Source organism: Actinomycetospora sp. C-140 (assembly GCF_054796175.1).
This window is the reverse complement of record NZ_JBTWNF010000008.1, coordinates 209502-223037: the sequence shown is the minus strand read 5'-3', so window position 1 is coordinate 223037 and position 13536 is coordinate 209502. Positions and strand designations below refer to the sequence as shown.

11 protein-coding genes and 1 pseudogene are annotated in these 13536 nt (G+C 74.2%); 11 read left to right on the top strand and 1 reads right to left on the bottom strand.

The window, feature by feature from the left end; genetic code table 11:
- Positions 1-329 precede the first annotated feature (329 nt).
- Both ACR9E3_RS15680 and ACR9E3_RS15675 read left to right on the top strand, forming a co-directional pair.
- Positions 330-1298 (top strand): tyrosine-type recombinase/integrase, encoded by a 969-nt coding sequence (locus tag ACR9E3_RS15680; RefSeq protein WP_460381216.1) that lies wholly within the window; start codon positions 330-332, stop codon positions 1296-1298.
- Positions 1299-1572: 274 nt separating this feature from the next.
- A complete protein-coding gene (locus tag ACR9E3_RS15675) occupies positions 1573-2409 on the top strand; it encodes a FliA/WhiG family RNA polymerase sigma factor (RefSeq protein ID WP_460381291.1) in 837 nt (278 codons plus the stop codon).
- A 5-nt stretch (positions 2410-2414) separates the two neighbouring features.
- Here the strand turns inward: ACR9E3_RS15675 and ACR9E3_RS15670 are convergent, their stop codons facing one another.
- Positions 2415-2963, bottom strand: a complete 549-nt coding sequence (locus ACR9E3_RS15670) for a murein hydrolase activator EnvC family protein (RefSeq protein WP_460381215.1) — start codon at positions 2961-2963, stop codon at positions 2415-2417.
- Between the two features lie 770 nt (positions 2964-3733).
- Between ACR9E3_RS15670 and rpsB the strand changes: the two are divergent.
- The 9 genes and pseudogenes from rpsB to ACR9E3_RS15625 form a co-directional block, all read left to right on the top strand.
- Positions 3734-4594: pseudogene (gene rpsB / locus ACR9E3_RS15665) on the top strand (30S ribosomal protein S2); the annotation flags it as partial.
- Positions 4595-4815: 221 nt separating this feature from the next.
- Positions 4816-5640: a translation elongation factor Ts gene (gene tsf / locus ACR9E3_RS15660; RefSeq protein WP_460381214.1), complete on the top strand. Its 825-nt coding sequence runs from the start codon at positions 4816-4818 to the stop codon at positions 5638-5640.
- 105 nt (positions 5641-5745) lie between these two features.
- Positions 5746-6492, top strand: a complete 747-nt coding sequence (gene pyrH / locus ACR9E3_RS15655; protein ID WP_460381290.1) for a UMP kinase — start codon at positions 5746-5748, stop codon at positions 6490-6492.
- 12 nt (positions 6493-6504) lie between these two features.
- Positions 6505-7062: a ribosome recycling factor gene (gene frr / locus ACR9E3_RS15650; RefSeq protein ID WP_460381213.1), complete on the top strand. Its 558-nt coding sequence runs from the start codon at positions 6505-6507 to the stop codon at positions 7060-7062.
- Positions 7063-7077: 15 nt separating this feature from the next.
- Positions 7078-8043: a phosphatidate cytidylyltransferase gene (locus ACR9E3_RS15645; protein WP_460381212.1), complete on the top strand. Its 966-nt coding sequence runs from the start codon at positions 7078-7080 to the stop codon at positions 8041-8043.
- A complete protein-coding gene (locus ACR9E3_RS15640; RefSeq protein ID WP_460381211.1) occupies positions 8040-8762 on the top strand; it encodes a class I SAM-dependent methyltransferase in 723 nt (240 codons plus the stop codon). Before ACR9E3_RS15645 ends, ACR9E3_RS15640 begins: the two co-directional genes overlap by 4 nt.
- Before the next feature lie 161 nt (positions 8763-8923).
- Entirely contained in the window at positions 8924-10150 is a 1227-nt protein-coding gene (locus ACR9E3_RS15635; RefSeq protein ID WP_460381210.1) for a glycine cleavage T C-terminal barrel domain-containing protein, read from the top strand.
- Between the two features lie 6 nt (positions 10151-10156).
- Positions 10157-11005, top strand: a complete 849-nt coding sequence (locus ACR9E3_RS15630; RefSeq protein ID WP_460381209.1) for a methylenetetrahydrofolate reductase — start codon at positions 10157-10159, stop codon at positions 11003-11005.
- A 19-nt stretch (positions 11006-11024) separates the two neighbouring features.
- Positions 11025-13535, top strand: a complete 2511-nt coding sequence (locus tag ACR9E3_RS15625) for a GcvT family protein (protein WP_460381208.1) — start codon at positions 11025-11027, stop codon at positions 13533-13535.
- Position 13536: the final 1 nt, after the last annotated feature.

The window sequence follows — 13536 nt, the reverse complement described above, 5'->3', positions numbered from 1 at the left end:
CCCACGGTCACCGCACGAGTCGTGGCGGTGCTTGACCGAGGCCGGTCTGCCCGAGAGTCTTCACGGCGATGACCGGCACGTTTCCTACCGACGGGTCGACCGGACGCCCTCACGGGGCCTCCCGGTCACCCGGTCGAGGGCGCTCTCGTGAGTTCCCCTTCGACCCGGTCACGTCGTCACGCTCCGCGTTCACCGGGACGGACGATGCGAGCGGCCCCACCGCTGCTCACCAGCGGGTTCCGGCGGTCCCGACGCCCCGCGCGCCCCGGAGCGGGACGACGCCGGCGGAGGCCTCCTCGCCGGTCGTGGGGCCCGCCGGTCCGGCCTCCGTGGCGGCGCACCTCGACGCCTTCGCCGCCCACCTGCGCTACGAGCGGGCGCTTTCTCCGCACACGGTCCGCGCCTACCTCGGCGACGTCGCGTCGCTGCTCGACCACGTGCGCGGACGCGATGCCGATTCCGGCGCGGCAGCCGGCACCGACCCCGACGCGGCCACCGGCCCCGACGCGCGGAGCGAGGTGCCCGTCGACCTCGCCGATCTCGATCTCGCGGGCCTGCGCTCCTGGCTGGCCGAGGGCCGCGCGCGCGGCGCGAGCCGCACCACGCTGGCGCGCCGGGCCGCGGCCGCGCGCACGTTCACCGCGTGGGCGGCCCGCACCGGACGTGCCCCGACCGACGCGGGCGCCCGTCTCGCGTCGCCGAAGGCGCACCGGCGCCTGCCGGAGGTCCTGCGGGCCGACCAGGCCGCGGCCGCGCTGCAGGCGGCGGCCGCGGGCGCCGCCGAGGGCGACCCGGTGGCGCTGCGCGACCACCTGCTGCTCGAACTGCTCTACGCCACCGGCGTCCGGGTCTCGGAGCTCTGCGGCCTGGACGTCGACGACGTGGACGACGGCCGGCGCACCCTGCGGGTGCTCGGCAAGGGCGCCAAGGAGCGCACCGTCGTCTACGGACAGCCGGCGGCCGCGGCACTCGAGGCCTGGCGGCGTGAGGGCCGCCCGGCGCTCGCCGTCGCGACCTCGCCTCCGGCCCTGTTGCTCGGCGCCCGCGGCGGGCGCCTGGACCCCCGGATCGCCCGCGCGGTGGTGCACGACGCCGCCGGCGCCGTTCCGGGGGCGCCCGACATCGCGCCGCACGGCCTCCGACACTCGGCGGCCACACATTTGCTCGAGGGGGGAGCGGATCTGAGGAGCGTCCAGGAACTGCTGGGGCACGCGTCACCGGCGACGACCCAGCTGTACACGCACGTGTCCGCCGAGCGCCTGAGGGCCATCCATGACACCGCCCACCCCCGCGCCTGACCCGCGGCGCGAGGGCCCGCCGGTGGCCACCGTGTCACCGGACGCCCCGCCGACCGGTCCGCTGCCCGCCCTGCCGGGGCCCAACTCGGAGTCCGCCGTGCGCGCGGCCGGGGCCGCCGGTGCCGCCGACCGCGCCGCGCGCCGCCCGTCACCGACCCGCCGTGAGCCGTCGGGTCCGGCCACCGAGGGCGCCACCGCGCTCGCGGCCGTGCCGGCACCCACCGACGGGTCACGCGACACCGCGGCCCTCGGGGCCGAGGCCGGCACCCACGCCCTGCCGGCCACGCTCGGCGGGGCCGCGCCGGGCACCGTCGACGAGGAAGGTCTCGTCGAGGCCGGCATCGCCGAGCTCTGGGCCGCGTACACCGAGGACCCGCGCAAGTCCCGCAAGGACCGGCTGGTGCTGCACTACGCGCCGCTGGTCAAGTACGTGGCCGGCCGGGTGGGCACGGGCCTGCCCTCGCACGTCGACGTCGCCGACCTCATCCAGTGCGGCATCTTCGGGCTGGTCGACGCCATCGAGCGGTTCGAGCCCGACCGCGGGCGCAAGTTCGAGGTCTACGCGATGCAGCGCATCCGCGGGGCGATCCTCGACGAGCTGCGGTCTCAGGACTGGGTGCCGCGGTCGGTGCGTTCACGGGCCCGCGAGATCGAGCGTGCGATCGAGCGGCTCGAAGGGCGTGAGCAGCGCTCCTGCAGCGACGCCGAGCTGGCCAGCGAGCTCGACACCTCGACCGAGGACCTGCGCTCGACGTTCGGGCAGATCGCCATGACGAGCGTCGCCGCGCTCGACGAGCTCGTCGCCGCCGGGCGCGGCGGGGGTGCGGGCGACGGGGCGGCGGCGCCGTCGCTGGCGGACTCGCTGCCCGACACCGGCGCGGAGGACCCGCTCGCGGCCATGGAGGACCGCGAGACGCGGCGCCTGTTGGCCGAGGCGGTGGGTCAGCTCGCGGAGAGGGACCGCACGGTCGTCGGCCTGTACTACTTCGAGAACCTGACGCTCGCCGAGATCGGCCGGGTCCTCGGGGTCACGGAGTCGCGCGTGTGCCAGCTGCACACCCGTGCGGTCATGCGCCTGCGGGCGCGGCTGGCCGAGCTCCAGCACGCCTGAGGGGTTCACGGGTCGGTCGGCAGCAGCCGCACCGACCCCAGCCCCAGGAGCAGCAGCGGGTCGAGGTACTCGAGGCCGCCTGCGCCGGTCGCGGTCGCCGGCCGGCGCAGGCCCCAGTGCAGGCACGCCGCCACGGGACACCCGCGGTGCCCGGACGCGAGGGTGCCGAGGGCGTCGCCGCGGCGGACCCGCGCACCGGGTGCCACGCCGACCACCAGTGGCTCGTAGGTCGTGCGCAGCCCGCCCGCGTGCTCGACGGACACCACCCCGCGCCCGGCCAGCGCGCCCGCGAACACCACGACCCCGTCGCCGGCGGTCACGACCGCCAGGCCCGGCCGGCCCGCGAGGTCGGCGCCCCGGTGCCCGCGCCCGTAGAAGTGCGGCGGCGGGTCGAACGGTCGCGTCACCGCCCCGGGCTGGCCGGATCGCGCGGGTGCGCCGGCGGGGTCCACCCCGGCCAACGGCCACCCGTACGCCCCCACCGGGACCACCGGCGGGGGAGCGGGCGCCGTGCTCGCGGGAGCGGGGACGGCGAGCAGCACAGCGGCCAGCACGGCGGCCAGCACAGCGGTCAGGGCCGCGATCGGTCCGGAACACCTCACACCCGGTTGGACGCAGCAGGACCCCCGCCGGATCCATCGGCCGCCCACACAGAGATCAGGAGTGCACCACGCACCTCCGCAGCCCGCCGCGGGTGCGTGGTGCACTCCTGATCTCCACGACCGGCCCCGCGGCTCCGCCGTGTCGCTGCACTCCGCGAACGCGCGGGCGGCGCAGCCGTCCGACGCCGCCGCGCACCGCCGACGGGCGCCGTCGCCGCCCTGCCGACGTCGCTGCACTCCACGAGCTGGTGGCTTTCCTGTCGTCGAACGCCAGCCTGGACGCCAGGCTGACACACCCCGTGCCTCGCCAGGCCACCATCGGCGTGTCGCGAGGCGAGGCTGTGGCGATCCTGGCGTCACACGCCAGGAAAGCCGCATTGCTCGCACACCCCGTGTGCGCCACTCGCACTCCCGTGTGCGCCGCCCGTGTGCGCCGGGCGCCGGACCCCGAGGGCGCGGGGGAGGGCGCGGGGGTGCGCGGGTACACTCGTGACCAGCGGTCCGCCGTGTCCTCGCGCCGTCGGGGTCGGGCGGGCCGACTTCGCGTGCCCTCTCAAGCGCCGCCACGCGCAGCGCTGCCAGAGCCGCATCCGGGCGGTCCCGCGAGAGCGGGTTCCGGATCGGCCACGAGGGCACCAGGGCGGCGGCCCGACCGGGACCGTCGCGACAACCGCCAGGTCCGGCGCACGCGCCGGGCCGCAGAGAGAAGGTAGTTCCACCGCATGGCCGTCGTCACGATGCGCCAGCTGCTGGACTCCGGTGTCCACTTCGGCCACCAGACCCGCCGCTGGAACCCCAAGATGCGCCGCTTCATCTTCACCGAGCGCAACGGCATCTACATCATCGACCTGCAGCAGACGCTGTCCTACGTCGATCGCGCCTACGAGTTCGTCAAGCAGACCGTCGCCCACGGCGGCACGGTGCTCTTCGTCGGCACGAAGAAGCAGGCCCAGGAGGCCATCGACGAGCAGGCGCGCCGCGTCGGCATGCCGTTCGTGAACCAGCGCTGGCTGGGCGGCATGCTCACCAACTTCACCACCGTGCACAAGCGCCTCCAGCGCCTCAAGGAGCTGGAGGCCATGGAGCAGAGCGGGGGTTTCGAGGGTCGCACCAAGAAGGAGATCCTCATGCTCACCCGCGAGCACGACAAGCTCGAGAAGACGCTCGGCGGTATCCGCGACATGGGCCGCGTGCCCAGCGCGGTGTGGGTGGTCGACACCAAGAAGGAGCACATCGCGGTCGGCGAGGCCCGGAAGCTCAACATCCCGGTCGTCGCCATCCTCGACACCAACTGCGACCCGGACGAGGTCGACTACCCGATCCCGGGCAACGACGACGCGATCCGCTCCGCGGCCCTGCTGACCCGCGTGGTCGCGCAGGCGTGCGCCGACGGCCTGCAGGCCCGCGGCCAGCGCGGCGACGGCGAGCGCGGCGAGGACGAGCCGCTGGCCGAGTGGGAGCAGGAGCTCATGGCCCAGGGCGGGGACGGCGCGAGCGCGCCGACCGGCCTGGAGCAGGGCAGCACCAGCTCCGCCGTCGACGCGCCCGGCGACGCGCCGGTCGCGACGCCCGCGGCCGAGGAGACGACCAACGCGATCGGCGACGACACCACGCCGGTCAGCCGCCCGGAGCGCACCGGCGGCACCGTCGACACCGACTCGGAGGGCGACGACAACGCGATCGCCGCCGCGCCCGAGGCCGGCCAGAACAACGGTGCCCCGACCCCGCAGGGCGGGGCCGGCTGACGGTCGGTCACCCGACCGCCAGCACCGAAACGACGACGAGGACGGACGAGAGCCGCACCATGGCGAACTACACCGCTGCGGACGTGAAGAAGCTCCGGGACCTCACCGGGTCCGGGATGATGGACTGCAAGAAGGCCCTCGAGCAGAACGAGGGCGACATGGACAAGGCCGTCGAGGCCCTGCGCATCAAGGGTGCGAAGGACGTCGGCAAGCGGGCCGGCCGCACCACCGCCAACGGCGTGGTGGCCGCCCGCGACGGCGCGATGATCGAGCTCAACTCCGAGACCGACTTCGTCGCCAAGAACGCCGACTTCGTCCAGCTCGCCGAGGACATCCTCGGCGTCGCGCTGAGCAGCGGCACCAAGGACCTCGAGTCGCTCAAGGCCGCGACCCTCGGCGAGGGCACGGTCGAGGACAAGGTGCAGGAGCTCTCGGCGCGCATCGGCGAGAAGCTCGAGCTGCGCCGCGTCGCGCTGCTCGACGGCCCGACGGCGACGTACCTGCACCGTCGGTCCTCGGACCTGCCGCCGGCCATCGGCGTCGTCGTCGCCTACACCGGTGACGGCGACGACGCGGCGGACGCGGCGCGCGGCGCGGCCATGCAGGTCGCGGCGGCGCGCCCGCTGTACACGACGCGCGACGAGGTCCCCGCCGACGTGGTGGAGAACGAGAAGCGCATCGCCGAGGCCACCGCCCGCGAGGAGGGCAAGCCCGAGAAGATCCTCGAGAAGATCGTCGAGGGCCGCCTCAACGGCTACTACAAGGACACCGTGCTCGTCGAGCAGGACTCGGTGTCGGTCGACAAGAAGACGGTCGGCAAGGTGCTGGAGGAGGCGGGCGTCGGCGTCCGCACCTTCGCGCGCTTCGAGGTCGGCCAGCCCTGACCCCGAACCCGTGAGGCCGGGGCCCGATCCGGGCCCCGGCCCCACGGGCCGGACGTCGAGCACCCCGCCGAGCAGCTGGAGGAGAGCGTGGCCAGTCCCCAGACCGTGACCGACGCCGGTGCGGACACGCGGTCCGGCCACAAGCGGGTCCTGCTCAAGCTCGGCGGCGAGATGTTCGGCGGCGGCGGCGTCGGTGTCGACCCCGTGGTCGTCCAGACCGTCGCGCGCCAGATCGCCGACGTCGTCAACTCCGGCATCCAGATCGCCGTCGTCATCGGCGGCGGCAACTTCTTCCGCGGCGAGGAGCTGCACCGCTACGGCATGCAGCGCCAGCGGGCGGACTACATGGGGATGCTCGGCACGGTCATGAACTGCCTGGCCCTGCAGGACTTCCTCGAGCGCGAGCACCACATCGACACCCGGGTGCAGACCGCGATCACCATGGGCCAGGTCGCCGAGTCGTACATCCCGCGCCGCGCCATGCGCCACCTCGAGAAGGGCCGCGTGGTCATCTTCGGCGCGGGCGTCGGCATGCCGTACTTCTCCACCGACACCACCGCCGCACAGCGCGCGCTGGAGATCGAGTGCGAGGTCGTGCTGCTCGCGAAGGGCGTCGACGGCGTCTACACCGCCGATCCCAAGCTCGACCCGACGGCGACCATGTACCACGAGATCTCCCACCGCGAGGTGCTGGAGAAGGGCCTCAAGGTCGCCGACGCGACGGCGTTCAGCCTCTGTATGGACAACAAGATGCCGATCATGGTGTTCAACCTGCTCGTCGAGGGGAACATCGCCCGCGCGGTGCGGGGTGAGAGGATCGGCACGCTGGTCCACACCCCTTCCGGCCCCTGAGGAGAGGCGACCATGATCGACGAAACGCTCCTCGACGCCGAGGAGAAGATGGAGAAGGCCGTCAGCGTCGCCAAGGAGGATCTCGGCGGCGTGCGCACCGGCCGTGCCAGCCCGGCGATGTTCAACCGCATCCAGGTCGAGTACTACGGCGCCTGGACCCCGCTCAACCAGCTCGCCGCCGTGCAGGTGCCCGAGGCCCGCATGGCCGTCATCAAGCCCTACGACGCGAGCCAGCTCCAGAGCATGGAGCGCGCGATCCGCGACTCCGACCTCGGCGTCAACCCCAGCAACGACGGCCAGATCATCCGCGTCGTGTTCCCGCAGCTCTCCGAGGAGCGCCGCAAGGACATGGTCAAGGTCGCGCGCGGCAAGGGCGAGGACGCCAAGGTGTCCATCCGCAGCGTGCGCCGCGGCGCGATGTCCGAGCTGCAGCGCATCGTCAAGGACGGTGAGGCCGGCGAGGACGAGACCGGGCGCGCCGAGAAGGAGCTCGAGAGCGTCACGGCCAGGTACGTGGCCCAGGTCGAGGAGCTCGTGAAGAACAAGGAAGCCGAGCTCCTCGAGGTCTGAGGCAGCCCACGTCCCATGCCCTCCTCCGCGTCGCGGCCCCGGCGGCCCGCCCCGACCGAGTCCCCGGCGTCCGCGCCGGGGGCGAACGCCGGCACGGGCGGGGGCACGAGCGAGGGCACGGAGGAGACCGCGGAGCCCGGCGCGGACCCGCCGAAGCGCACCTCCCGCGCCGGCCGCAACCTGCCGGTCGCCATCGGCGTCGGGCTCGCGATGGGCGCGGTCATCCTCGTCGCGCTGCTGACCGTCCGGCAGGCCTGGATCGGCATCGTGGCGATCTCCGCGGTGATCGGGACGTGGGAGCTGTTCGGCGCGCTGCACCGCGGCGCCGGCATCCGCCTGTCGCGTGTCCCGGTGCTGGTGGGCGGGCAGGCGATGATCTGGCTGGCCTGGCCGTTCGGCACCGAGGGCATCCTCGGCGCCCTGCTGGTGACGGTGCTCGGCTGCTTCCTGTGGCGCATGCGGCTCGGCGCCGCCGGGTTCGTGCGCGACGTCGGCGCCTCGATGCTCGTGCTGTGCTGGGTGCCGCTGTGCATGGCGTTCGGCTCGATGCTCGTCGTCCCGGCCGACGGCACGGCGCGCGTCCTGACGTTCCTCATCGTCGTCATCTGCTCCGACACCGGCGGGTACGCGCTGGGCGCGCTGTTCGGGAAGCACCCGATGGCGCCGAAGGTCAGCCCCAAGAAGTCGTGGGAAGGCCTCGCCGGGTCGCTCATCGCCGGGTCGACCGGCGCCTGCCTGTGCGTCGCGCTGCTGCTCGACGACCACTGGTGGTACGGCCTGATCATCGGGCCGCTGCTGGTGGCGACGGCCGTCACCGGTGACCTCGTCGAGTCGCTGATCAAGCGTGACCTCGGCATCAAGGACATGGGCAGCACCATCCCCGGCCACGGCGGGCTCATGGAGCGCCTCGACTCCCTGGTGACGTCGGCGCCGATGGCCTGGCTCCTGCTGCTCGTCCTCGTCCCGGTGCACGGCGTGTGACCCGCTCCCAGAAGGGGGACGTCGTCGAGTCCCCCAACATCTGGCGCTGGCCCGAGGTCTACGAGCGCGAGAACGAGGCCCAGGACGCCACCGGCGCGCTGTGGGACACGCTGGTCGAGCTCGCCCCGCACGACGGCCTCGACGTGGTCGACGTCGGGTGCGGCGACGGCTACCACCTGCCGTGGTTCGCGCGGCGGGCCCGCTCCGTGGTCGGCGTGGAGCCCCACGGACCGCTGGTGGCGCGGGCCCGCGAGCGGGTCGCCGGGCACCCCACCTGCCGGGTCGTCCCGGGCAGCGCGGCCGACCTGCCGCTGGACGACGACAGCGTCGACGTCGTCCACGCCCGCACCGCCTACTTCTTCGGCCCCGGCTGCGAACCCGGGCTCGCCGAGGCGTCGCGGGTCCTGCGGCCGGGCGGGATCGTCGTGATCGTCGACCTGGACGCCACCCGCCACTCCTACGGCGCCTGGATGCGGGCGTCCGCGCCGCGCTACGACCCGGGGGCCGCCGAGCGCTTCTTCGCCGACCGGGGTTTCGTGGTGCGCCGCGTCGACACGCTCTGGCGCTTCGCGGACCGCACGACGCTCGGCGACGTGCTGCGCATCGAGTTCACCCCGGCCGTCGCGCAGCGGGCGATCGACGGCACCCCCGGTCTCACGCTGTCGGTGGGCTACCGCGTGCACACCCGTCGTGAGCCCACCGGACTCGTACGCGTCTGACCCCGCACCGGATATATCAGTCCGCCTCGTCGGATCTCTTGACGTGATCTCGGTCACGGACGCATGCTCGTTGCGTCAAGGGAAACCGGTTGCGATCAACGCAACGCTCGTCCGATTGCCGGCTCGGGGGGCCGCCGGACGCACGATGAGGTGAGGTGCTGATGACGGACGTCCTGCCCACCCGGGCCGCGGTGGACCTCGTGCCGGAGCCGTCGTCGACGGTCGTGACGAACCCGGGGGTGCTGCTCTACCCGCGACTGCGCAAGTCGCCGTACTTCTGGAAGTCGCGGGCGCACGGCGTGGCGATGTACAGCGTCTACAACCACACGTACCACCCGCGGCACTACGGCGACCCGGTCGCCGAGTACTGGGCGCTGCTGGAGGACGTGACCCTCTGGGACGTCGGCGTCGAGCGCCAGATCGAGATCTCGGGCCCGGACGCCTTCGCGTTCACCAATTACCTGATCCCGCGCGACCTGACCAAGTGCGCGGTCGGGCAGTGCAAGTACGTCTTCGTCACCGCCCCCGACGGCGGGATCATCAACGACCCGGTGCTGCTGCGGGTCGAGGCGGACCGGTTCTGGCTCTCGCTGGCCGACTCCGACGTGGGGCTGTGGGCGACCGGCCTGGCGCACGCCGGCGGCTGGGACGTGCGGGTCCGCGAGATCGACGTGGCCCCGGTGCAGGTCCAGGGCCCGAAGGCCAAGGCCGTCGTCACCGACCTGTTCGGCACCGACGTCGCCGAGATGCCCTACTACCACCTGCGCCACGCGGTGATCGACGACATGGAGGTCGTCGTGAGCCGCACCGGCTACAGCGCGGAGATCGGCTATGAGATCTACCTGCGCGACGCCGTCCGGAACGCGGGCCGGCTCTGGGACCGGGTCTGGGAGGCGGGCCGGCCGCACGGCATGCGGCCCATCGGCCCGTGCCACATCCGGCGCATCGAGGGCGGCATGCTCGCCTACGGCTGCGACATCACCCTCGACACGAACCCGCTCGAGGTCGGCTACGACTACACGTGGATGGTCGACCTCGCCCAGGAGGCCGACTTCGTCGGCAAGGACGCCCTGATCCGGGCCAAGGAGCGGGGGCTCACGCGCTCGCTCGTCGGGCTCGAGATGGACGGCGCCCCGCTCGGCTCGTTCAACGACGGGTCGATGATCGAGCCGTTCACGGTCCGCGACGACAGCGGACGGGTCGTCGGCTCGGTGACCAGCGCGTGCTGGTCGCCGCGGCTCGAGCGCAACATCGGGCTGGCCATGGTCGCCGCCGAGCACACGTCCCTGGGGACCGAGCTGCACGTCGCCACCCTGGACGACGCGCGGGGCGCGGTGGTCGTGGAGAAGCCGTTCGTCGACCCGAGCAAGCAGACCCCCAAGGGCTGAGCGGTCATGGAAGGGCTGGACGCCGCCGGCGGTCCGGATGTCCGCGCCGCCGTCGCCGCGCTGCTCACCGACCCGCGCTTCGAGGTGGCGCCGACGGCCGGCGTGCTCGACGCGGTCGCGGACCTCCCGCCCGGGGCCACGGTGACCGTCACCGCCACCCCGAGCCGGGGGCCGGCCGCCACCGTTGCCGTGGCGGTGGAGCTGGCCGCGCGCGGCTTCGCGGCCGTGCCCCACCTCGCGGCGCGCAGCGTGCGCGGCCGCGGCGAGCTGACCGAGCACCTCGACCGTCTCGCCGAGGCCGGGGTGCGCGACGTGTTCGTCGTCGGCGGCGACGCGCGCGAGCCCGCCGGGGACCTGCCCGACGGGCTCGCGCTGCTGCGGGCGATGGAGGATCTCGGCCGGCGCCCGCCCCGGGTCGGCGTCCCGTCCTACCCGGACGGCCACCACCACATCGGCGACGACGTGCTGTGGGCCGACCTGCGGGTCAAGCAGTTCCACGCCGACTACACCGTCACGCAGCTCTGCTTCGACGCCGACCTCGTCCGCCGGTTCCCCGGCGAGGCGCGGGCGCGGGGGATCGACCTCCCGGTGGTCGCCGGCGTGCCCGGCGTCGTCGACGCCGCGCGGCTGCTGCGCCTGTCGGTGCGGATCGGGGTCGCCGACGCGGCCCGGTTCGCCCGCTCCCACCGCGCGACCGCCCGCTCGCTCCTGCGGCCCGGCCGCCACACCCCCGACGACCTCGTCCGGGGCCTCGCCGCGGGCGCCGGCGACCTCGCCGGGCTGCACCTCTTCACCTTCAACCAGATCGAGCCGACCGTGCGCTGGCTGTCGCAGGCCCGCCGCACGGCCGCCTGAGGAACCCCGAGGAGAAGCCGTGACACCGTTCCCCGACCGGGCCCAGGTCGTCGTCATCGGGGCCGGCATCGTCGGCAACGCCGTCGTGCACCACCTCGCGCGGCTGGGCTGGCGCGACATCGTGCTGGTGGACAAGGGCCCGCTGCCCGACCCCGGCGGCTCGACCGGCCACGCCTCGAACTTCATCTTCCCGGTCGACCACTCCCGCGAGATCACGCAGCTGACCGCGGACGCGGCGCGCCAGTACACCGAGCTGGGGACGCTGACGACGTGCGGCGGCATCGAGGTGGCCCGCACCCCCGAGCGGGTGCAGGAGCTGCACCGGCGGATGTCGTCGGCGCGGGCGTGGGGCATCGACGCCGAGCTGATCACCCCGGCGGAGGTGGTCGACAAGGTCCCGTTCCTCGACCCCGCGCCGGTGCTCGCCGGGTTCTGGACGCCGTCGGTGGCGGTCGTCGACCCGCTGCGGGCCGGCGAGCTGATGCGCGAGCGGGCCTCGGCCGCGGGCGCGCTGACCGTGTCGGCGATGACCGAGGTGCTCGGCATCGACACCGACGGCGGCCGGGTGCGGCGGGTGCGCACCGACCGCGGCGACGTCGAGACCGAGTACGTCGTCGTCGCGTGCGGCGTGTGGAGCCCGCGCATCGCGGCGCTGGCGGGCGCGACGATCCCGCTGACCCCCGCGGTCCACCAGATGATCGACGTCGGCCCGATCCCCGAGCTCGCGGCGACCGGGCGCGAGATCGCGTTCCCGATCATCCGCGACATGGACCCGCTGATGTACGAGCGGCAGAGCGGGGCGGACCTCGAGGTGGGCTCGTACGCCCACCGCCCGATCCTGGTCGACCCCGACGACATCCCGTCGCTGGCCGCGGCGGCGCTCTCGCCGACCCAGCTGCCGTTCACCCCCGACGACTTCGACCCGCAGATGGAGGCGGCGCTCGAGCTCTTCGCGAGCGTCCTCGACCGTCCCGACGCCGGCATCCGGCACGCGATCAACGGCCTGCTCTCGCTGACGCCCGACGGCCATCCGCTGCTCGGCGAGACCCCCGAGGTGCGGGGACTCTGGTCCGCGGCCGCGGTGTGGATCAAGGAGGGTCCCGGGGTCGGCCGCCTCATCGCCGAGTGGATGACCGAGGGCGCGCCGGAGATCGACCCGCAGCACTCGGACATCGCGCGGTTCGCCCCGCACGAGCGCACCCGGGCCCACGTCCGCGCCCGCGCCGCCGAGGGCTTCAACAAGACCTACGGGATCGTGCACCCCCGCGAGCAGTGGGGGTCCGACCGCGGCGCCCGCCGGTCGCCGTTCTTCGAGCGCGAGCAGGCTCTCGGCGCCGAGTTCTTCGAGGTGGCGGGCTGGGAGCGCCCGCAGTGGTACCGGTCGAACGCCCCCCTCGTCGAGGAGCTCGGCGTCGCCGACCGGCCGCACGAGTGGGACGCGCGCTGGTGGTCGCCGATCATCAACGCCGAGCACCTCGCGATGCGCCGCGGGGTCGCGATGATCGACCTGAGCGCGTTCACGTCGTTCGACGTGCGCGGGCCGGGCGCCCTCCCGTACCTCCAGCACCTCACGGTCGCCCAGATGGACCGGCCGGTCGGCCGCGTGATCTACACGCCGCTGCTGGGCCCCGACGGCGGCTTCCGCAGCGACCTGACCGTGGTCCGGCTCGGCGAGGAGCACTTCCGGGTGGTCACCGGGGGCGCGGACGGTGCCCGCGACCGGCACTGGTTCACCACCCACCTCCCGGCCGACGGGTCGGTGGCGCTGCACGACGTGACGTCGGCCGTGTGCACGCTCGGGCTGTGGGGGCCGCGGGCGCGCGACGTCCTCGCGGCGGTGACCGACGACGACGTCAGCGACGCCGCGTTCCCGTTCGGCACCGCCCGGACCGTCCACGTGGGCTCGACGCCGGTCCTCGCGCTGCGGCTGTCCTACGTCGGGGAGCTGGGCTGGGAGCTGCACGCGCCGACCGAGTCCGGCCCGCGGCTCTGGGACGCGCTGGTCGAGGCCGGCGCGCCGCACGGGCTCGTGCCCGCCGGCATCGGTGTCTACGGCACCACGGCCCGGATGGAGAAGGGCTACCGGCTCATGGGCCACGAGCTCGACGCCGAGCACGGGCCGGTGGAGGCGGGCCTCGCGCTGCCCGGGCTCAAGGCGGCGGACTTCGTCGGCAAGGCCGCGTACACCAAGGCGCGCGAGGGCGAGCCGGAGGCGACGCTGTGCACGCTCACGCTCGACGGCGCACGGGACAGCGCCGGCCTGCGGCGCTACCCGCAGGGCGGCGAGCCCGTCCTCACCCTCGACGGGGAGCGGATCGCCGACCGCCGCGGCCGGCCGTCGTCCGTCACGAGCGCGGGCGCGGCCCCGTCGCTCGGGACGCACCTGCTGATGGCCTACCTCCCGCCGTGGCACGCGGTCGAGGGCACCGGCCTGCTCGTCGAGTACCTGGGGGAGCGGTACCGGGTGACGGTGGCCCGGGCCGGGCGCCGGCCGCTGTTCGACCCCGACGACGCGCGGATGCGGGGCTGAC

What these genes read in the sequence shown, in the direction of transcription:
- tsf (WP_460381214.1), top strand. Translation starts at nt 4,816, where the DNA reads ATGGCGAACTACACCGCTGCGGACGTGAAGAAGCTCCGGGACCTCACC.
- frr (WP_460381213.1), top strand. Translation starts at nt 6,505, where the DNA reads ATGATCGACGAAACGCTCCTCGACGCCGAGGAGAAGATGGAGAAGGCC.
- ACR9E3_RS15645 (WP_460381212.1), top strand. Translation starts at nt 7,078, where the DNA reads ATGCCCTCCTCCGCGTCGCGGCCCCGGCGGCCCGCCCCGACCGAGTCC.
- ACR9E3_RS15635 (WP_460381210.1), top strand. Translation starts at nt 8,924, where the DNA reads ATGACGGACGTCCTGCCCACCCGGGCCGCGGTGGACCTCGTGCCGGAG.
- ACR9E3_RS15630 (WP_460381209.1), top strand. Translation starts at nt 10,157, where the DNA reads ATGGAAGGGCTGGACGCCGCCGGCGGTCCGGATGTCCGCGCCGCCGTC.